The sequence below is a fragment of the Halalkalibacter oceani genome (assembly GCF_023715605.1).
In the GTDB taxonomy this organism is placed as follows: Bacteria; Bacillota; Bacilli; order Bacillales; family Bacillaceae_D; genus Halalkalibacter; species Halalkalibacter oceani.
The window spans coordinates 182,592-200,438 of sequence record NZ_JAMBOL010000001.1 but is presented as its reverse complement, the minus strand read 5'-3'; the positions used below and the strand labels follow the sequence as shown (position 1 = coordinate 200,438).

Sequence of the window (17,847 nt, the reverse complement as noted above, 5' to 3'; positions counted from 1 at the left end):
TTATCGTGAGGCAGAGCGCAGAACAAGCTCCCAATGCTCTGTTCATTGATTTGCCTTCTGTTTCAGCTGCTCCAGTTCAGCTTGAAGCTCTTCATCATCCACAGCAGGAAGATCGCTCACGACAGCCGATCTGCCGCCGCTTTTCCATTCGAGATCAGTCACTTTATCTTCCATTCTCTCAAATTCATTTTCAATGATGCTTTCCTGCTGGCGGTATTTCCGCTTCGTATCTTTTATTTGTTCGCTCGCTTTTACAGCTTGCACGCGCAGCACAAGCTCAAGCTTGCGGTCGCGCAGCTGGTTGTACTTCTGCTCAAGCTCGGCGAGCGTTTGTTTCTGCGCCTCAATTTGCAGCTCATTCTTTTCCCGCAAGGCTGCGAAGCGATTCATCTGCTCCCAGGCTTCCTTCTTGCTTCTAAGCGCCATTTTCGCCAGCTCATCGTTTTCCTTTTCCACCGCCAGACGCGCCTGCTGCTCGCGGCGTTCAACCAGCTCCTTCGCTGTTTGCCAGTTTCTTTTTAGCGTTTCATCAAGGCGGAGATGCTTTTCAATTGTCGCCTGCTGCTTCCCAATATCAGCCTTCATGTCGCGCATATATTGCTTCACCATGACAACCGGGTCTTCCAGCTTTTCCAATCCTTCGTGAAGATATGCTTTACAAAACCGGTTCAATCTCTCCATTACCATATTGATCACCCTCCAAAATTGGTTTATTTATGCTCGTTTAATAATTTTTCAAATTCCTTGTCAATCACATCATATGTTGTTTTCACCGGCGCTAAGTCTTCTTCTTCCTCTAACTCTTCACCAGCTTGATCCTTCGGCTTCAGAAGCCGGTACCCGAAATAAACGAGCACTACTCCGATGGCGAGCGATATCACGCCGCCGATTCCTCCAAGGGCGATCAGCGCGCCGACAATTAGCAGAAGAACGCTCGAAAAAGACCATTTCCCCTGCTCCTGCCACTTCGCATATCCCCAGTAAAGGAGCCATGCGCCAATCGCAAGGCCGATAATTCCGCCAATATGGATGCCGATCATGCTAAACAAAATACTCGCTCCGATCAGCATGAGCAGAATTCCACCAAATAGTTTGCCTGGATGCTTCATTATGTTTCCCTCCTTTAATTGAACTATCTTCAGTTTAGGAGGAAACGCGATCATTTACGCCGCTCTGGAGCCGGTTTTTCTCTCCGTCTCCAGACTGATCTTTCTCTCAGCCTTATGTCCTTTCCGTGAACGTTGAGCCTCCTTGCTTTTGCAGGCGCAAAGATTTCGTTATAATAGAACCAGCTTTAAAATTGGATTCATACATATTCAGTTTGTTTGAATAGATTGTAGTATTGTCCGATGATTTCAGATTTGTTTGGAGGTGTCACCTTGGCTGAAGTAACGATATGGCTTGCCTTCTTCGCCGGTATTGTTTCGTTTTTATCGCCCTGTATTTTTCCATTAGTTCCCGCCTATCTGGCCCAATTGACCGGAACTTCGATTGCCGATAATCAGGTGGCCGCAAGCCGGAAGCTGATTCTTTCGCGCAGCGTCGGCTTTATTATCGGTTTTACGTCAATTTTCTTATTGCTCGGGGCTTCCTCGACTTTTATCGGCCAAGCATTTTGGAGCAACCGGCAGCTGCTGGAGCAGATCGGTGGGATTATCATCGCCGTTTTCGGCCTGCAAATGATGGGCATTATTTCCATTCGGATGCTGATGAGTGAAAAGCGTTTTAACGCGAAACCAAGAAAGACGACGAGCTTTGCCAATTCCGTTCTGCTCGGCTTTCTTTTCGGGACTGGCTGGTCGCCATGTATCGGCCTTGTTCTGACGTCGATTCTTCTTCTTGCCGGAAACGCTGAAACGATGTGGTCGGGAATCTCGATGCTCTTCATTTATTCGATGGGACTCGGCGTGCCATTTCTTGCCGTCGCCTTGCTCTGGTCACGCTCGCTTAATAAGATGCGGAGACTCAATAAATGGTTGCCGACGATTCAAAAAGTGAGCGGAGGGATTATGATCGTGCTGGGCATTCTGCTGTTCACCGGCCAGTTCAGCGTCATTTCCGCTTATCTCGCCCGCTTCGTTCCGGGGTATTTTTAATTATCGGGACAAATCCACAGCAAGGGGCTGATCAAGAGGTAAAAACACAACCTTTTGACCAGCCCCTTATTCTTTTCCATTATTGTCGAAACCACTCTTACCCCTCTTCGTCTCCACCGTGAAACCAGCGGCTTCGATAGCCGTTTTTCGCCGTTTCGCTAAGAAGGTCAAGAAAGTGATAGTTTGCCGCTGCGCCAACGACTGCGCCAAAGCCGGGAATCAGCTGCAGCATCTTGACAAGGTCAATAAAATCGCGATAATCGAGCTGAAATTCCTTCCAATCAACAGCGTCGAGATAGTCTTTCCTTCGTGGAAGCGAAAGGCGCTCCTCCTCCCAGTTTTCCAAACGTTTTAAAAGATCCGGCCGCTTCTCCTCCCGGGCGAATGCCAGCTGAAACAGCAGAAGGACAAATAAACGCTCGCGGTAGTCTTTCACATCGTAGCCGTAGGCAGAAGCAGCATCAAATAAAAATTTCATTTTAATGCTTAGTAGCAGCGGAAAATCGGCCGCCCCAAGAAGCAGTCCTCCTGCTCCGGTACCTGCTCCCTCAAGCGCGGCAGTCTTCCGATATTTCTTTGTCAGCTCCTCGATCATTTGCTCGCGCTCTCGTAACGTTAGCCCCTCTTCCGGCTGCTTGGCAGCTGTATACTCCGAGCCGATCAAGGTCGCATGAACCATATTTTTAATGCTTGTCGTCACAATCGTATGCACCTTTTCCGGAATGAGATGATTCATCTTCGCCTGCAGGCTCTTCGTGTAGCGTCCGGCAATCGATGGCCGTTTTAACAGCTTACGCTTCCAGCGGTCGTACTCTTCGCGTGCTTGATCTTCATACATCGCAGTCAGCTCCTTCCATTTTCACTTTCCTGAGCAGCAGTTTATTTTTTACGCTGATGAATAAACATCTGGCTGCCGAGATACGTGTAAAGCGCGCCGACGCCCAAGGCTGCCAGCGCAAGCGGCCCGGTGGAAATGATCAGCAAAAGTCCGGTCAGGCATGCTGTCATACATGCTAACAAGCGAAAAGCGAGCTGGGAAATCGCTTGTTCTTTCAGTCCGTCCTCGACCGGATACAAATCGACCCACATCGTTGTATCATAATGATACCAAAGGGTTGAGAGCTGTTTCGTAATCAGATGCATAAACAGGACAAGGACGAGAATCTGAATCCAGCCGGTTGGCAGAACGATGAGAGCCCCTGCGCCTATAAGCAAAAGACGGAGATAGATTCCAGCATAATCATTCGCCCGTAAAAAAGAGCGGACGAATAAATAATGGTACACCGACGCCTTACTATCCATCAATATGCCAATCAGCCAATTGAAAGCCCGTCTTTCTTTCACTTTATTGCGCAGCTGCGGGACATCGGTAAAAGCATTGGCAATCCGGTAAAAGAAAAGCAGCATTCTTTCCTCGACTTCAATTAAATGCGGCCATTTTAACGACAGCCGTCCGGCCAGCTTGCGATAGTAGAACAAATAAAGCACGAGCATTAGCACCAGGATAGCTAGAAGAAACAGTCGATTCGCTCCGGCAAACAGTAAGTATGTAAAGACGAGATTAATCAGTCCCCGCAGCAAAAAGTGGCTTCTTCTGTCTGCCTCGCTTTGGAAACGCTGCTCCTCCCAGCTTGCCAGGACATTCCAGCCTTTGGCGGCAAGCAGCCAGCCAAAAATCAAAACTACACTTCCGGCTTCATCCAGTCTCGCCTGATACAACGGAGCGAAAACAATCAGCACGAGCAGGATTACTCCGCTTTGCAAAGCAAATGAGTACCACTTTGACGCTTTAAAATAGCTCCCCAGCTGCGATTCATAAGGGAGGAGAAAAACAACATCGGCCGGTTTGACAAAGGTACGGATCTGTCCCCTCGTCAGGAAGTGGGCAAAGACGGCGACAAAGACCCAAATAACCGGGAAAGAAGCCGGAAGCCAGTCAATGAAGACGCTGTAATAATAACTGCCAATAATAATCAAGACGTAAACGGTAAAAAGAAATCCGCTGTTGCCGATCAGCCGCAAATAACGAATCGCCTCGTTCCAATAAGCTTGCAGACGTTCGCGCCAAATCGTCAGTCCATCCTTCATAGCGCTTCTTCCTTCGTCATTTCAATATAAATATCATCAAGCGTCGCCTGTGGCAGCCCAAGCTGCGCCCTCATCTCCGCCAGCGTTCCGGACATGACAACCCGGCCATGATGCAAAATGACGAAGCGGTCACAATAGCGCTCAGCCGTCGCGAGAATATGAGTCGACATGAGGACAGCGGCGCCGCGCTCCCGCATGTCGACGAGCAGATTAAGAAACGATTGAATACCGAGCGGATCCAGGCCGACAATCGGCTCATCCACGATATAAACAGGTGGCTCGATTAAAAAGGCGCTCATAATCATCACCTTTTGCCGCATTCCTTTAGAAAAATGACTCGGATACCAATGCTTCATTTTTTCCATTTTAAATTCAGCAAGCAGACGTTCGGCCCGCTCAGCAAACAATGATTGATCGAGCCCATAAGCGAGCGCAGTCAGTTCAAGATGCTCCCAGAGCGTGAGTTCGTCGTATAAAATCGGGGTCTCCGGTATATAAGCGTAGGAACGGCGATACTGATTGACATCATCCTCAAAGCGGATGTCCTCGACTTTCACCTCACCCTTTTGCGGCTGAAGCAGTCCAAGAATATGCTTAATCGTTGTACTTTTTCCGGCACCATTTAAGCCGATTAACCCGACGATTTCTTTATGATTGACGTCAAACGTCACGTCGTGGAGAACGGGCTTCCGCTGGTGATACCCCCCCGTTAACCCTTCTATGTTTATTCCGTTTGCCACCATTACCACTCTCCTTCAAAGCTTATCTTATCAAATTACTGTCATCCGCGACCACTATCGTAGCGAAAACCCGGCCTGGTTACAGAACGAAGCCATGGCTTTAGTCACAGCCTGTTTCAGGCTCAGTTGTCCAAGAAAAGAAGAGAGCCCCGGATAAAAGGCTCGTTTTCTCCTTTTGTCCGAGGCTTAACACAGCGAGCGAGTTTGCACGACCAAAAAGTGAATCTCTGCTTATTTTATGCAAAACGGACCCGCTGTATCTTTTGATCGAGTTTTTTTTATCAGCTTCTACATGAATTCACAATTAAGAGGCAGCCGCTTCAGGCTGTGGCGTAGGAGTCGGCTTGGCAAAGCCTTCCTCGTAACGCTCATCGACAAATTGCCGAATTTCGCTAAGAGACGCTCCGCCATCATATAATTCCATTGAAAAATGAGCGATTTCCAGGCAAACGCCGCACCTCGCCCCGTGATCATCCCAGACGAGTCCGCCATCCTCCTGATGCTCATAAATAAAGCAGTCATAGCTGCTGCGATGACCGGCAGATTCCCCGCATCCGCAGTAGCAAGGCATCTGTTCGAGCACGTTCTGATAGTCCGGAACCCGGGCATAAATAGCTCCAATCGGCTCTGCATAATGAGTGAGAAACTCAGGCATACTATCGGGCGAAACCGTTGCTTCCCGCACATCACCAAGTTCATTTGTGTGTATGCTATGGCTCTCTTCTGTACTTTGACAGCCGCCGAACAGGAACAGCGTGGCAGCCGCGAGCACAAATCGGGCTTTCTTCATCTCATCACCTCCGGACAATGCGTCGATGCTTTCATTATAGCATTCTTCCAAACTTCTCAAATACGACGAAATTGTGAAAAAAGGCCGGGCTTCCTTGTCTTTTCCTACAAAAAAAGCACGATTCTTATTTCTCAACTTGCCACAATTGTCGACCTTCGTTATAGTGGTTAAAAACATGTTCTAGAAAGGATGACGGAAGATGTCTGAAGCAAACTGTATTTTCTGCAAAATTGTGAAAGGCGACATTCCAGCTGCAAAAATATACGAAGACGAGCATGTACTGGCCTTCCTTGATATTAGCCAGGTAACGGAGGGCCACACACTCGTCATTCCAAAAAATCATCACCGCGATCTGTTTGAACTTCCATCTGAACAAGCCAGTCAGCTGTTTTCTGTTATTCCTACAATCGCGAATGGACTGAAAGCTGCATTTCAGCCAAAGGGTCTGAATATGGTTAATAATAATGGCGAAGATGCCGGTCAAACTGTCTTTCATTACCATGTCCATTTAATTCCGCGTTACGGGCAGGGTGACGGCTTTGGCGCCGTCTGGAAAGACCACAGCTCACAGTACAACGGTGAAAAGCTGCAGGAGCTGGCGAAAGCGATTTCCAGTTATTTATAAGCACCAAGATTATTTTCATTATATAATGATGTCTCGCTCGATCAGTAGCATCAGTTGAGCGAACATGACGCAGCATGAAACAGCCGTTTCACCCGGTGTTCAGACTAAAAAAAGGGGAGCTATCCACCTTTTGAAAGCATACCCTTTTTTTAACTCTTGAACATTCTGAAAATACATAAAAAACTAAGCATTTTTTGGTGAAACTATGGTACGATAATCATATCTAACACCTATTAATGTGGTGAAGAGTTAAAGGAGTGGAGAAGATGCAAGATGTTTTTAACTTTAATGCTGGCCCCTCAGCTTTGCCAAAAAGCGTCTTAGAGAAAGCGCAGGCTGAATTAACAAATTTCAATGGTACTGGCATGTCCGTGATGGAATTAAGTCACCGCAGCAAAGATTTTGAAGCTGTTCATGAAGAAGCAATCGCCTTACTCAAGGAACTGCTTGCTATTCCCGATTCATATAAGGTGCTCTTCCTACAGGGCGGCGCCAGCCTCCAATTCGCGATGGTCCCGCTGCAATTTTTAAAGCCCGGGAAGATCGGAAACTATTTGTTAACAGGCTCGTGGTCCGAGAAAGCGCTAAAAGAAGGAAAGCTGCTCGGGGAAACGGCTGTCGGTGCTTCTACGAAGGAGACGCAGTACCGCTCCATTCCGGCGCTCGATGCTATCACCTACAACGAGAATGACGCTTATGTTCACCTTACTTCCAATAATACGATTTTTGGAACGCAATGGAAGGAATTTCCGACCGTCACGCATGCCCCGTTAATTGCTGACATGTCGAGTGATATTCTTTCACGGAAAATTGAAATTGAAAAGTTCGGTATGATCTATGCCGGCGCTCAGAAAAACCTCGGTCCTGCCGGAGTGACGATCGTTATTATTCGTGAGGATCTTCTTGAGGAAGAAGTTGATCATGTGCCGACACTGCTACGCTACCGGACGCATAGTGAGACGAATTCCCTTTATCATACCCCGCCGACATTCTCGATTTATATGCTAAATCAAGTGCTGCAATGGGTCAAAGACCAGGGCGGAATTGACGCGATTGAAAGAAAAAATGAAGAAAAAGCGAAGCTGATCTATGACGCAATCGACGAAAGCGACGGATTCTATCGCGGGCATGCCGAAAAAGAATCACGCTCTCTCATGAACATAACGTTCAACCTGCCTAGTGAGGAAGAGAATAAACGCTTCCTTGCCAAGGCGAAGGAACTCGGCTTTGTCGGTCTAAACGGACATCGTTCCGTCGGAGGCTGCCGCGCCTCCACTTATAACGCTGTTCCGCTGGAAGCCTGTGTCGCGCTGAGTGACTATATGAAGAATTATCGTCGTTAAAATGGGGACATCCGGTATTGCACAATAATAAGAAGCCGGTTCTTTCGCCTTATCGTTCTTATGGAAGAACGAGCCAAGTGGCGCTTGAGCCGCTCAATACGGCGAGGAACAACAGGATGACAAACGTCTTTTTAAATTGTGACTTTTCCTCCTGCTTCACTTTCCGAAGCAGCCGGTAAGCCACATATATAAAACCGTATATGGAAAGTAAACAAACGGAAATCAGTAATAAAATAAATGCTTCCATAAAACCCCTCCTTGCCTATTAGATATATGAAGAAAGCAAGGAAAGATGACTCGTTTTTCGCTCTTACGTGATAAACAAGAAGAAAAAGCACGAATGAATGTGAGCATTTCCGGAAGATGTCTAAAGGGAAGCTTTTCCTTTAAAGACATCTCCGGTTTTCCCTTTTAAAGAGCGTTAAGCACCGTTTCAAATCACGGCTTTTCATTGCTTCACGCTAAGTCATTCACCGCCCATTTCTTGTATAATAACAGCAACAAACTATTCTTAAATAGTTTTTTTGACTTGGACAGATTGAAAGGGATAATCAACTTTACGATGGGGGGAGAAAGATGGATCACCAAATACCTTGCTCCTTAAAACAATCTGTTATGTTTAGCCATAAGGTAGCGCAGCTAAGTAAAGCATTGTGGAAATCAGTAGAGAAGGACTGGCAAACGTGGATTAAACCATTTGACCTTAATATTAATGAGCATCATATCTTATGGATAGCCTATCATCTGGATGGAGCCTCTATCTCAGATATTGCGAAATTTGGTGTGATGCATGTCTCGACTGCCTTCAACTTCTCGAAAAAGCTGGAAGAAAGAGGCTTGCTCGTTTTTTCTAAAAAAGAAAACGATAAGCGAAATACCTACGTCTGCTTGACGAAGGAAGGTCAGGAGTTATTTTTGCAAACGCTTGAAGCGTACGAGCCGACGACCTATGGCGTATACGAAGGAGCTTTGCCAATTCGGAATCTTTACGGTAAATTCCCTGAATTCTCAGAATTAATCAGTATCGTCCGCCATATTTACGGGCCTGATTTCGTTGAAATGTTCGAAGAGACCTTGCACAAATTCGATGAAGAATTTACCGAACAGGAAGGCAAGTTAGTGAAAAAGAAATAAAAGCTGCCTGCTTTGGAGCTGCTTCAAAAGGGAAACTACCCCTCTTTTGAAGCAGCTCCTTTTCCATGAAAGCGTTTTTTATTGTCGAAATCCTTTTATTTTTCATCAGCCTCTTGATTTTTTGGCAAAACAGGCGTAAATTAAGCAATTAGATTGAGGAGGTGGCACCCACTATGAATTGCTGGAAAACGATTCGCATTACACAAGATTACGGAGCACTGCGCCTCGTGTTCTATTCAGCATGTACGATGCTTTTTTCTTTCCTGTTGTACTATTTAGCTGTGAGTTCCTTTGTCGAACCATCACAATTAACCAATATAAGTCTTTTCTTATTTATTCTCAGTATTCCAGTACTCGTCCTGACCCATAAAGTTTTGCATATGATTCCGATCTGGCTCTGCGGGAAAAGAGTGCTGCTTAAAGTAGAACGTCTTTCCCTGATCCCGACGCTCGCGGTTAAAATGGCAAAGCCGCTGTCTCGCGATTTATTTTTAATTTCACTGTTGATGCCACTGATCGTGTTAACAGCAGTCGGTGCTGTCGCGGCCATTGCTTTTCCCACTTATATTGCCTATATTTCGATCATGAGCTCGATCCATTTCGGACTCGCATTTTTCGACGTCATTTACGTATCGTATCTCATGAAAGCTCCAAAGAACAGCTATGTTGAAAACCGCGCAGACGGGTTTCATATTTTAGTAAAACAGGCTGCATAGCCCGAGGGTGTCAGACCAAACGATTCCGTTTTGTGACACCCTTTTCTTATCGCTATTTTTCATTCGCGATCATTTCAAGCTCAATCCGGTCATTCGGCAAATCAAAGGTAACCATCCGGAACGAAAACACTTCATTTTCGCCAACTTCGAGTTCGGTAATGCCAACCTCGACCAGCCTCTCCCCCGGATAAATATTCACCCAATCGGGGCGCTCCACCCAGGCATCAACCAGTTGAAGCACCCGTTCCACGGGAAGTTGCAACAGCCCTACCGCGACACTTCTCACTTCCAGCAGCAAGTCTCCATTTTCCGCAACTGCCGGAAAAAAGTTCATTTCAATCGGCACGTTCTGGCCCATGATCGGCAAAGATGACCGAAATTGCACAACTTCATCCGTCAGTTCAATCAAATAAGACATCTCGCTCTCCTGCTCCTGTAAATACTTTTCCAAGTATGTATTTAACCGGCTCCGATCCGTTTGGATCACAAAGCTGGCCTCTTCTGCTCCACGCTCTTTTGGAACAAAATAATCTTCCTCTGCATCAGGAAAGAATCGCACGATCATGATCATGCAGGCAAGACCAAGGCAAATAAGCAGGCCAAGCAAAGTGAAAAACGCGATCTTCCAGTTAACCTTGTCCATTTTTTTCATAGTTCCCTCCTACGGAACGAAGTCTTCCATCGCCCTCTTTTCCTCTTATGACAAAATTATAAACACTCCAGATAAATTAAGCTATTTTCCTATCTTTTTCAGTCAACTTTTGATAAAGTTTAACTATCATTGTCCGTCAGGAGGCAGAGACATGGTCTTCTTTATTATTTTATTTGCGCTTTTCATCCTGTTCATGATTAACTCGATGACAGATGCTCTGTGCATCAAGCGCGAGATCCCGATTGAAAAGCAGCCGAAGCTTTTCCGCACAATCAATATCCTTATAACGATTTTACTTACTTCTACATATGTTAAAATTTTATTTACATAGGCAGGATGTGAGCAGGTCCCAAAAGAAGAGAAAAGCAGCTTGTCCTTAGCTGTCGGAAGTGTCTCAAAAGGCTTTTCAGCCTTTTGAGACACTTCTTTTGCTATTAGAACCACCAGGAGGCCCCAATAATCACTAACAAGATAAACAGGACGACCAATAGCGCAAAGCTGTTATTGTAGCCGTGACTCATATTGCTTTCCCTCCTTGATTTAGTGTGGAGCTGCTCTATCCCGCAAAGGCGTTGGATCCTTGCTCATTTATAGCCAAGCAGCACCTACAATGACTAATAAGATGAACAATACGACGATCAACGCAAATCCACCTTGGTATGCGTTAGACATAGTAACACCTCCTCCTTACTTGGTTAGAATATTCTATGCACGTCATGAGGATAAGTACTGGGCCTTTTTCCCAATTACGTTTTACAGGAACTTATTTGGCCTCTTTATCTCTACTAAGGAACTATGGTATAGTTATCTTTATGAAGAGACAGACTTTTACGTTTCGTCAGAAGTTGAGGAGTGAATCGAATGAAAAAGCATTTATTGGCCGCTGTCGGCCTCTGTTGCATAACCTTGTTAGCTGCCTGTAATGATAATGAAGCAGCGGATGACCAGACAGCAGTAGCTGTAGTGAATGGAACAGAAATTACCGAAAGTGAATTTGTCAATACATTAAAGCAGCGCTACGGTGAGGCTACACTGGAAGAAATGATTCGGCGCGATATCCTGCTGAAAGCAGGAGAAAATATTGAGTTGACAGATGAAGAAATCCAGGCAGAGCTTGATAAGTTCCGGACCAATTTGGGCGTTCAGGATGATGAAGAATTGCTCAATGTCCTGCGTTCACAATTTAACATCGAAGCAGACTCTTTGGATACTTTTACTGAGGAATACATTATCCCTCCTCTCATTTTACAGCAGCTGGCTTCAGCCGATGTGGAAGTGACGGAAGAAGCTAAGCAGGCTTATTATGAGGAAAACAGCGAGCAGTTTTCAGAGCAGGTTGAAGCAAGCCACATTTTAGTGGAAGATGAAGCAACCGCACAGGAAGTATTGGACAAGCTAGAGGCTGGCGAAGACTTTGCGGCACTTGCCGAGGAGTATTCGATTGATGGATCGGCGGCAAACGGTGGAGAACTTGGCTATTTCGGCAAAGGACGGATGGTTGCGCCTTTCGAAGAAGCGGCCTTTTCACTTGAAGTCGGGGAAATCAGTGAGCCGGTTGAGTCCGATTACGGCTTCCATATTATTAAAGTAACGGGGCAAAAGGCAAGCTATGAAGATTTCGCTGCCGACATTGAACAAATTTTGATCCAGGAGCAGTCCAAATCAACGGAAGAAGTGATGAATGAACTGCTTGAGCAATCTGACATCGATATCCGCGATCAGCAGTTTTCTGATTTATTCACTTCTGACGCAAGCGAATCAGCGGCTGAATAAAAAAAGGGGCCGGGAAAAAGGTTGTTTTTTCACCTTTTTCCCGGCCCCTTAGCAATGAGTGGAACCCCTACGATCTTTTAAAGCCATTGCCAATAGGTTCAAAGCTAATTTTGTCTCAAGCTCTTTTTGTTTCGTAGTCAGGGGTCCGGCTCTTCGGCCTCGCTACCGGGATGGGGGGCACGCTTTCAGGAGCGGCGGCTTCCCCTCTTTTCCTTTGTTCGGATAGTCATGTAGGTGAAATACTTTTGACCCGCTCTCGTTTTTTTCATCCGTCTTTAGAGCGTGTTTTTCGCCTTGGAGACAGCTTCTTTCATATGATTTCTCCGATCCTTTTCGGCCGCCATCCGCTCAAGGTAGACCTTGCCTTCACTTTCAATCCATTCCTGCTCGTACCGTTTGTCCTCCAACGTATATTTCAGCGAGAAATAGCCACTGACGATAATTCCGATGATGACAAGATAAACCCACCAGGGACTTGAAAAAAGGATCATACCAAGTCTTGTTTGAGTCAAGAGAAATGCGAGTACTAAAACAGCTAACAACCATAATGCCCGTCGTGTGTTTTTTTGTTTTGTTTCCATTTCCTTCCCTCCATGCAGCTTGTACTACTGTATATCTATGTACAAGCCCGGAGGTTTAGAACTAGAATTAAAGATCAAGCGGCGCTTCATGAAAGCTCGGTTTATAGAAGGTTCTGTTTTCCATTGGCATGATCCGCTCGGAAAATTCTCCCGGCTGAACCCGCTCAAGCGCGCGATCCATCATATTCATTTTCGCATCAATGTTATCAATCATATGGAGAACTTCCGCTTCACGCAGCACAGGCGCCTTTGGACTGCCCCATTCTCCTTTGCCGTGATGGCTCAGAGCGATATGCTGCAGCATTAACACTTCTTCCCCTTCAATTCCAAGCTCCTTTGCGGCTTCGGCAATTTCATTGACGATAATCGAAATATGACCAAGCAGCTTTCCCTCTAATGTATACGTCGTATCAATCGCCCCGGAAAGCTCGCGTACTTTTCCTAAATCATGGAGAATAACCCCGGCATAGAGCAAGTCGGTATCAAGGCTCGGATAAAGCGCAGCAAGGCTTTTGGCGACATTTAACATGCAGACAACGTGATAAGCAAGGCCCGAGGCAAATTCATGGTGGTTTTTCGTCGCTGCCGGTGATTCGAGGAAAGCCTCCTGATGCTTTTTCAGAAGATGGCGGGTAATCCGTTGAATATTAGCATTCTTCATTTCAAAAATATATTGCGTGATTTGCTCCAGCATTTCAGCAGGAGCCATCGGAGCGGAGCGAACAAAATCAGCAACCTTCACCTGGTCGATCGCGCTCGTTGGCCGGATACTGCTAATTTTCATTTGCAGCCGGCCTCTATATTCCGTTACTTCCCCTTGGATATGTACGATGACCCTGCTTTTAAACGTCGCTTCATCTTCAGGGGAAGCGCCCCACAGCTTCGCTTCAATTTCCCCTGTATGATCACAAAGAATGAGCGTTAAAAAAGGTTTATTGTTGCTCGCAATCCCTTTTGTCGCCGATTTAATTAAATAATAGGTTTCAACGCGGTCGCCGACCTGTTGAAAACGAATCCCTTTTCCCATTAATTCATCAACCTCTCCTTCATCGCTAATCGTCTCTTTTCTATAAGTATAGCATAGAGGGATGTGCCAAAAGGTTGTTTTTCCTTTTGACACATCCCCTGATTTTGAGAAGGCTCATTCAGTTGACAGGCTCGCTCTCCCCGTCCCGGATCTTCAAGTAACAAGCGCCGCGTCTAAGCCTTCCTTTTATGCCGGCGCGCCGCCTTGCCCTGCTCAGTTTCCTGCTTCGGAATCGTCACGACAAATCTGACGCCAACATCGCTGTTTTCGACTTTCGGATAGCCATTGTGCAGCTCTGAAATCCGTTTTACAATCGCCAGCCCAAGACCAAACTTCCCTTTGTTCCCCTTATAAAATGGATTAAAAAGCTGTGGCAAGTCGCTGGCCGGGATATGCTCCCCGTTATTCTCAACGATAATTTTCGTCCGCTGTTCATCTGCTTCGGCTTTAATCCAGATCGTATCTTGCGCATAGCGTAACGCATTTTCAACGAGGTTCTCAAGCAAAACCTCCAGTTGTTCACGGTCCCCTTTGAAGCGCGTATCCGCTCCTTCAACGAGAATCTTCACATCCTCTCGCTGGACGCGGAAGCGTTCTTCAATTTGAAAGGCAAGGTCGCCAAAGACAAGATCCTCATGCTTCGGCGTTTCTTCCTTGAGTGAGTCAAGCTTCGTATAATAAAGCATATCAATCACGCGGCGCTCCATCCGGTTCGCTTCTTCAACTATGACGTCCATCGTTTTTTCCATATTTTCCTTCGGCATAATGCCATCTTTTACCGAATGAGCGTAGCTTTTAATGACCATAATCGGGGTTTTTAATTCATGAGAAGCATGCTGAATAAAAGTCTTTTGCGCGTGATCGTACAAATTTAAGTTTTGTCGCATCTTCTCAAATTGGTCGGACAGCCGTTGGAAATCTTCATCGCCCTTCCATTTCAACGGTTCCTTCCAATCCCGGTTCGCAATTTGATCCAAATGGTTTCCAAGCACGATCAGCGGCTGGCGCAAATAGTGCTTCAGCCAAATTGCCGGCAGCAGGCTGAGACCGCTTGTAATTAACAGAATATAGACGAGACGTTCCCAGAGACGGTTGACCATTTCATCGCGGTACGTGTCCCACATATACGTAATATGATAAGCCGGATTCCCGGAAATTTGCGCCTTGGCAATTACATAGAAAACCGTCGCTCCACCGTATTGGATTTCATAGCGACCGCGGCTCGCCTCCTGGTTGTATGCGTTTTGTGCCATTTCCTGTAAAACCTCTGTCGGCGGCGGCTGTCCCTCCGGAGACCGGCCAAGCGTATCATAAATAAAGAAATGTCCGACCGAGCCAGCTTCACGCCGCTCAACAAAGCCCGGCTCATCCCGCCTCGGGCTGATCAGATCAAGCAATGGATACGCATAGCGAAGCTGCTCGTTCTCAATGATGCGATACGTTTCCTCTGTTAATGTACCTTTAATTGAAATCGGATAAATAATAATAATAGAAAGACCGACGAGGACAATTAATGAAATAAACGCAAGCCAGATCCGCTGCGTTAAATTCACTTTAATCATGAAGATAGAACCCTGTAGCCGTAGCCATAGAGCGTTTCTAAATGAATGCGTGGCATTTTCTTCCTGACGCGGCGGACGACATCATCAACGGCCCGCTCTGAGCCGAAATAGTTTTCTCCCCACACATGCTCGATAATACTTTCGCGTGAAAAAGCCTTGCCGATTTCTCCCGTAAGCAATAAAATTAAGTCCATTTCCTTTGTCGTTAAATCAACAAGCTTTTCCCCGTCTGCTTCTTCATCAATAACCGTCCGTCCAACTGGATCAATCGTATATTGATTCAACTCAATTTTTTTCTGATCTTGAGTGGATGCCCCGTAAACACGGTTTAGCAGTTTTTTCGTTCTAATAATCAGCTCCTGCGGTAGGAATGGCTTAGCTAAATAGTCATCACTGCCCATTTCCAGTCCGAGCACGCGATCCAAATCCTGATCCCGCGCGGAAATAAAGATTACCGGTGTATCAGTTTCTTCTTTAATCCCTTTTAATAGCTGATAGCCATCTGTCCCAGGAAGCATGATATCAAGGATCCAGAGATGAGGCTTGTCCGTAATCGCGTCCCGGGCCGCATCTCCATCATTAAAGACACGAACCTCCCAGCCTTCTTTTTCTAAATAAGCTTTTAATACTTCAGACAAATTTTCCTCATCTTCCACCAAATAAACGAGATATTGCTTCATCGCTCATTCCTCCTTCTCTATACCTCATATTGTACCGTATTTTCCCGCTTGAAACGAGCTTCACACCATTTCCTAGAAAAAGTTATGCAGAAATACAACTTTTTTCATAATATCACTGCATTTTTTCTTTTCTCCTGCATTCGTTATAGCTATTATTTCCCGGGGAAGCCAAAAGGAATACGGGCTTCTTTTCTTCCTGCTGTGCGCAGTGGGGAACGCCGCCACTCTTTTGAACAAATCCTTAAAAGACGACTTTCCTTTTCTCCGAAAAAAGAGCTTGAGACAAAACTAGCTTTGGACCTACTGGCAATGGCTTCACACGCCACAAGCCCGTTGTGAGAAACCCACTCACAACGGGCTTTAAAAGATCGTAGCGGTTCCGCTCATTGCTTAGAGCCTGGGAAAAAGGTAAAAAAAACAACCTTTGTCCCAACCTCTGTCATTCTGTTAAAGAATCGCCAGAGCCGTTAGGGCCGCTAATGGGAGGACGAGGCGATTCCAGCCAAAAGGGCGCGGCGGGTATGGGTAAAACGGATACGGAGAAAAGTATGGATTGTACGGATAACGCGCTCCCATCTGCTGTCTCATCATCGGCTGAACAGCCTGGTTTGCTCCATTTGGGTGCATCGCATTCATATTCATCGTTGCCAGGTCAAGGTATTGTCCGTTTTCATCAACAGGGACCATTAAATAAACATATTCATCATCAACGTGTTCAACGACTCCGTTATAGCCATGCTGACCATTGACCTCAACATGGACCGCCTGGTTGATACATTGCTGGCATTGCATTTTGATTTGTTCAAGCTGACTCGTCATTTGCTCTTCCCTCCTCTTCACTCTACCTTATTCAGCAAAGGCAAAATAGGTGAATGTCTATGGCACACTTTTCCGGTTTGGGCGCAAATAACAGAAAGAGCCCGGGAAAAGGATAATCTCAACCCTTTTCCCAGGCTCTGCTGTCTCACTTTATGAGTTGCTTACTTCCGCCCGCTTCTGCTCAAATCTTGTCACGGTAAAATATGTTTGAATAATCATGAAGATGTTGCCCACTACCCAATAAAGCGATAAGGCCGAGGGAAGTGTAATACCGGCGACGATAATCATGACAGGCATAATATACATCATCACTTTCATCTGATCCTGCAGCCCTGTAGCGGTCATTTTCACTTGCAAAAATGTCGTAAAGCCGGCAATGAGCGGCAGCAAGTAAAAAGGATCAGGCTGTCCTAAGTCAAACCATAGAAACGTATGGAGCGCAATTTGCTCCGTCCGCATAATTGCAAAGTAAAACGCCATCAGAACCGGCATTTGAATAAAGAGCGGCAGACAGCCGGCAAGCGGATTGACGCCATGTGTCTGGTAGAGACCCATCAGTTCCTTTTGCATCTCCTGCTGCTTCTTTGGATCTTTATCACCGGCTTTGAACTTTTTCTGCAAGGCTTCCATTTCCGGACGCAACGCCTGCATCGCCCGCGCGCTCTTCTGTTGTTTCAATACGAGCGGCAGCAATAACAGCCGAATCGCAATCGTGACAACGATAATTGAGAAGCCATAGCTGCCATCAAACAGCTCCGCGACTTGAATCAATAACCACGACATCGGGAAGACAAAGAAGTGATTCCAAAATCCTTCCGTCTCCATCGTAATCGGAGCCTGGTTCGCCGCTCCACACGCACTTAAAAGGGCGACCAGCCCAATCATCATCACTAGCAGTAATCGTTTTTTCATTCATAATCCTCCTTGTTGTTTTCACTAATGTCAGCAAACAACAAGGGAAGGATCTTCCTCATCTGATTTATGGTGATCGGCCCGGTTCGGAATCTTCGGCCGATAGCTGCTTCGTTGGGAAGGGATAAGGAGCATCCCTGGAGGCTGACCGCCTTCCAGCTTCAGCCATTGTCTCCGTGAACTCATCCGGAGCTCCCATTCCATCAGTACGATATTCGCTTTTGCAAAAGCTGTGACGAGCCATACTGTTAGAATGACACTGTACCAAAGCATCATCATCTCCGAAATCACTTCCAGCATCCTTACCCA

General features: G+C 46.2%; 24 protein-coding genes. 7 read left to right on the top strand and 17 right to left on the bottom strand.

What is annotated here, in order from left to right:
* Positions 1-42: 42 nt before the first annotated feature.
* Together M3202_RS01000 and M3202_RS00995 are read right to left on the bottom strand one after the other, a co-directional pair.
* Positions 43-687: a PspA/IM30 family protein gene (locus tag M3202_RS01000; RefSeq protein ID WP_251221511.1), complete on the bottom strand. Its 645-nt coding sequence runs from the start codon at positions 685-687 to the stop codon at positions 43-45.
* 23 nt (positions 688-710) lie between these two features.
* Positions 711-1,109: a LiaF transmembrane domain-containing protein gene (locus M3202_RS00995; protein ID WP_251221510.1), complete on the bottom strand. Its 399-nt coding sequence runs from the start codon at positions 1,107-1,109 to the stop codon at positions 711-713.
* A 270-nt stretch (positions 1,110-1,379) separates the two neighbouring features.
* On the opposite strand from M3202_RS00995, the gene M3202_RS00990 reads away from it, so the two are divergent.
* Positions 1,380-2,096, top strand: a complete 717-nt coding sequence (locus M3202_RS00990) for a cytochrome c biogenesis CcdA family protein (RefSeq protein WP_251221509.1) — start codon at positions 1,380-1,382, stop codon at positions 2,094-2,096.
* 97 nt (positions 2,097-2,193) lie between these two features.
* Here the strand turns inward: M3202_RS00990 and M3202_RS00985 are convergent, their stop codons facing one another.
* From M3202_RS00985 to M3202_RS00970, 4 genes are all read right to left on the bottom strand, one after another.
* Positions 2,194-2,934 carry an EcsC family protein gene (locus M3202_RS00985; protein WP_251221508.1) on the bottom strand — a complete coding sequence of 247 codons (741 nt, stop codon included), beginning with the start codon at positions 2,932-2,934 and terminating at the stop codon, positions 2,194-2,196.
* 41 nt (positions 2,935-2,975) lie between these two features.
* Positions 2,976-4,184 carry an ABC transporter permease gene (locus tag M3202_RS00980; protein WP_251221507.1) on the bottom strand — a complete coding sequence of 403 codons (1,209 nt, stop codon included), beginning with the start codon at positions 4,182-4,184 and terminating at the stop codon, positions 2,976-2,978.
* Positions 4,181-4,924, bottom strand: a complete 744-nt coding sequence (locus M3202_RS00975; protein ID WP_251221506.1) for an ABC transporter ATP-binding protein — start codon at positions 4,922-4,924, stop codon at positions 4,181-4,183. Before M3202_RS00975 ends, M3202_RS00980 begins: the two co-directional genes overlap by 4 nt.
* Before the next feature lie 304 nt (positions 4,925-5,228).
* A complete protein-coding gene (locus M3202_RS00970; RefSeq protein WP_251221505.1) occupies positions 5,229-5,714 on the bottom strand; it encodes a PCYCGC domain-containing protein in 486 nt (161 codons plus the stop codon).
* Positions 5,715-5,913: 199 nt separating this feature from the next.
* On the opposite strand from M3202_RS00970, the gene M3202_RS00965 reads away from it, so the two are divergent.
* Together M3202_RS00965 and serC are read left to right on the top strand one after the other, a co-directional pair.
* Positions 5,914-6,339 (top strand): HIT family protein, encoded by a 426-nt coding sequence (locus tag M3202_RS00965; RefSeq protein ID WP_251221504.1) that lies wholly within the window; start codon positions 5,914-5,916, stop codon positions 6,337-6,339.
* Between the two features lie 266 nt (positions 6,340-6,605).
* Positions 6,606-7,682, top strand: a complete 1,077-nt coding sequence (gene serC, locus M3202_RS00960) for a 3-phosphoserine/phosphohydroxythreonine transaminase (protein ID WP_251221503.1) — start codon at positions 6,606-6,608, stop codon at positions 7,680-7,682.
* 58 nt (positions 7,683-7,740) lie between these two features.
* Here serC and M3202_RS00955 read toward each other — a convergent pair whose 3' ends face one another.
* On the bottom strand, positions 7,741-7,929 hold the full coding sequence (locus tag M3202_RS00955; RefSeq protein WP_251221502.1) for a hypothetical protein: 189 nt from the start codon (positions 7,927-7,929) through the stop codon (positions 7,741-7,743).
* 329 nt (positions 7,930-8,258) lie between these two features.
* On the opposite strand from M3202_RS00955, the gene M3202_RS00950 reads away from it, so the two are divergent.
* Together M3202_RS00950 and M3202_RS00945 are read left to right on the top strand one after the other, a co-directional pair.
* Entirely contained in the window at positions 8,259-8,816 is a 558-nt protein-coding gene (locus tag M3202_RS00950) for an HTH-type transcriptional regulator Hpr (protein ID WP_251221501.1), read from the top strand.
* Positions 8,817-8,989: 173 nt separating this feature from the next.
* The gene (locus M3202_RS00945) at positions 8,990-9,532 is read left to right on the top strand and encodes a DUF3267 domain-containing protein (RefSeq protein ID WP_251221500.1); all 543 of its coding nucleotides are present in this window, start codon (positions 8,990-8,992) and stop codon (positions 9,530-9,532) included.
* A gap of 52 nt (positions 9,533-9,584) precedes the next feature.
* Here M3202_RS00945 and M3202_RS00940 read toward each other — a convergent pair whose 3' ends face one another.
* Complete coding sequence (locus M3202_RS00940; protein WP_251221499.1) at positions 9,585-10,184, bottom strand: YpmS family protein; 600 nt, start codon at positions 10,182-10,184, stop codon at positions 9,585-9,587.
* 151 nt (positions 10,185-10,335) lie between these two features.
* Between M3202_RS00940 and M3202_RS00935 the strand changes: the two genes are divergently transcribed.
* Positions 10,336-10,515 carry a hypothetical protein gene (locus tag M3202_RS00935; protein WP_251221498.1) on the top strand — a complete coding sequence of 60 codons (180 nt, stop codon included), beginning with the start codon at positions 10,336-10,338 and terminating at the stop codon, positions 10,513-10,515.
* A gap of 103 nt (positions 10,516-10,618) precedes the next feature.
* Here the strand turns inward: M3202_RS00935 and M3202_RS00930 are convergent, their stop codons facing one another.
* Together M3202_RS00930 and M3202_RS00925 are read right to left on the bottom strand one after the other, a co-directional pair.
* Positions 10,619-10,705: a YjcZ family sporulation protein gene (locus M3202_RS00930; RefSeq protein ID WP_251195374.1), complete on the bottom strand. Its 87-nt coding sequence runs from the start codon at positions 10,703-10,705 to the stop codon at positions 10,619-10,621.
* A 67-nt stretch (positions 10,706-10,772) separates the two neighbouring features.
* Positions 10,773-10,856 (bottom strand): YjcZ family sporulation protein, encoded by an 84-nt coding sequence (locus tag M3202_RS00925; protein WP_251195373.1) that lies wholly within the window; start codon positions 10,854-10,856, stop codon positions 10,773-10,775.
* Positions 10,857-11,045: 189 nt separating this feature from the next.
* Between M3202_RS00925 and M3202_RS00920 the strand changes: the two genes are divergently transcribed.
* Positions 11,046-11,957 (top strand): peptidylprolyl isomerase, encoded by a 912-nt coding sequence (locus M3202_RS00920; protein WP_251195323.1) that lies wholly within the window; start codon positions 11,046-11,048, stop codon positions 11,955-11,957.
* A 275-nt stretch (positions 11,958-12,232) separates the two neighbouring features.
* Here the strand turns inward: M3202_RS00920 and M3202_RS00915 are convergent, their stop codons facing one another.
* The 7 genes from M3202_RS00915 to M3202_RS00885 form a co-directional block, all read right to left on the bottom strand.
* Positions 12,233-12,538: a sporulation YhaL family protein gene (locus tag M3202_RS00915; protein WP_251195322.1), complete on the bottom strand. Its 306-nt coding sequence runs from the start codon at positions 12,536-12,538 to the stop codon at positions 12,233-12,235.
* A gap of 67 nt (positions 12,539-12,605) precedes the next feature.
* Positions 12,606-13,565 carry a 3'-5' exoribonuclease YhaM gene (gene yhaM, locus M3202_RS00910; protein WP_251195372.1) on the bottom strand — a complete coding sequence of 320 codons (960 nt, stop codon included), beginning with the start codon at positions 13,563-13,565 and terminating at the stop codon, positions 12,606-12,608.
* A 173-nt stretch (positions 13,566-13,738) separates the two neighbouring features.
* A complete protein-coding gene (locus tag M3202_RS00905; RefSeq protein ID WP_251195321.1) occupies positions 13,739-15,127 on the bottom strand; it encodes a sensor histidine kinase in 1,389 nt (462 codons plus the stop codon).
* Positions 15,124-15,807, bottom strand: coding sequence for a response regulator transcription factor (locus M3202_RS00900; RefSeq protein ID WP_251195320.1), 684 nt, complete (start codon positions 15,805-15,807; stop codon positions 15,124-15,126). Before M3202_RS00900 ends, M3202_RS00905 begins: the two co-directional genes overlap by 4 nt.
* A 447-nt stretch (positions 15,808-16,254) precedes the next feature.
* Complete coding sequence (locus M3202_RS00895; RefSeq protein WP_251195319.1) at positions 16,255-16,626, bottom strand: hypothetical protein; 372 nt, start codon at positions 16,624-16,626, stop codon at positions 16,255-16,257.
* A 150-nt stretch (positions 16,627-16,776) separates the two neighbouring features.
* The gene (yidC, locus tag M3202_RS00890) at positions 16,777-17,538 is read right to left on the bottom strand and encodes a membrane protein insertase YidC (RefSeq protein ID WP_251221497.1); all 762 of its coding nucleotides are present in this window, start codon (positions 17,536-17,538) and stop codon (positions 16,777-16,779) included.
* Between the two features lie 30 nt (positions 17,539-17,568).
* Positions 17,569-17,838, bottom strand: coding sequence for a hypothetical protein (locus M3202_RS00885; protein WP_251195317.1), 270 nt, complete (start codon positions 17,836-17,838; stop codon positions 17,569-17,571).
* Between the last annotated feature and the right edge of the window lie 9 nt (positions 17,839-17,847).

Bases quoted from the DNA above. Each gene is read 5' to 3' on its own strand.
- M3202_RS01000 (WP_251221511.1), bottom strand. From the start codon at position 687: ATGGTAATGGAGAGATTGAACCGGTTTTGTAAAGCATATCTTCACGAA.
- M3202_RS00995 (WP_251221510.1), bottom strand. From the start codon at position 1,109: ATGAAGCATCCAGGCAAACTATTTGGTGGAATTCTGCTCATGCTGATC.
- M3202_RS00985 (WP_251221508.1), bottom strand. From the start codon at position 2,934: ATGTATGAAGATCAAGCACGCGAAGAGTACGACCGCTGGAAGCGTAAG.
- M3202_RS00980 (WP_251221507.1), bottom strand. From the start codon at position 4,184: ATGAAGGATGGACTGACGATTTGGCGCGAACGTCTGCAAGCTTATTGG.
- M3202_RS00970 (WP_251221505.1), bottom strand. From the start codon at position 5,714: ATGAAGAAAGCCCGATTTGTGCTCGCGGCTGCCACGCTGTTCCTGTTC.
- M3202_RS00965 (WP_251221504.1), top strand. From the start codon at position 5,914: ATGTCTGAAGCAAACTGTATTTTCTGCAAAATTGTGAAAGGCGACATT.
- serC (WP_251221503.1), top strand. From the start codon at position 6,606: ATGCAAGATGTTTTTAACTTTAATGCTGGCCCCTCAGCTTTGCCAAAA.
- M3202_RS00955 (WP_251221502.1), bottom strand. From the start codon at position 7,929: ATGGAAGCATTTATTTTATTACTGATTTCCGTTTGTTTACTTTCCATA.
- M3202_RS00950 (WP_251221501.1), top strand. From the start codon at position 8,259: ATGGATCACCAAATACCTTGCTCCTTAAAACAATCTGTTATGTTTAGC.
- M3202_RS00945 (WP_251221500.1), top strand. From the start codon at position 8,990: ATGAATTGCTGGAAAACGATTCGCATTACACAAGATTACGGAGCACTG.
- M3202_RS00940 (WP_251221499.1), bottom strand. From the start codon at position 10,184: ATGAAAAAAATGGACAAGGTTAACTGGAAGATCGCGTTTTTCACTTTG.
- M3202_RS00935 (WP_251221498.1), top strand. From the start codon at position 10,336: ATGGTCTTCTTTATTATTTTATTTGCGCTTTTCATCCTGTTCATGATT.
- M3202_RS00930 (WP_251195374.1), bottom strand. From the start codon at position 10,705: ATGAGTCACGGCTACAATAACAGCTTTGCGCTATTGGTCGTCCTGTTT.
- M3202_RS00925 (WP_251195373.1), bottom strand. From the start codon at position 10,856: ATGTCTAACGCATACCAAGGTGGATTTGCGTTGATCGTCGTATTGTTC.
- M3202_RS00920 (WP_251195323.1), top strand. From the start codon at position 11,046: ATGAAAAAGCATTTATTGGCCGCTGTCGGCCTCTGTTGCATAACCTTG.
- M3202_RS00915 (WP_251195322.1), bottom strand. From the start codon at position 12,538: ATGGAAACAAAACAAAAAAACACACGACGGGCATTATGGTTGTTAGCT.
- yhaM (WP_251195372.1), bottom strand. From the start codon at position 13,565: ATGGGAAAAGGGATTCGTTTTCAACAGGTCGGCGACCGCGTTGAAACC.
- M3202_RS00905 (WP_251195321.1), bottom strand. From the start codon at position 15,127: ATGATTAAAGTGAATTTAACGCAGCGGATCTGGCTTGCGTTTATTTCA.
- M3202_RS00900 (WP_251195320.1), bottom strand. From the start codon at position 15,807: ATGAAGCAATATCTCGTTTATTTGGTGGAAGATGAGGAAAATTTGTCT.
- M3202_RS00895 (WP_251195319.1), bottom strand. From the start codon at position 16,626: ATGACGAGTCAGCTTGAACAAATCAAAATGCAATGCCAGCAATGTATC.
- yidC (WP_251221497.1), bottom strand. From the start codon at position 17,538: ATGAAAAAACGATTACTGCTAGTGATGATGATTGGGCTGGTCGCCCTT.
- M3202_RS00885 (WP_251195317.1), bottom strand. From the start codon at position 17,838: ATGCTGGAAGTGATTTCGGAGATGATGATGCTTTGGTACAGTGTCATT.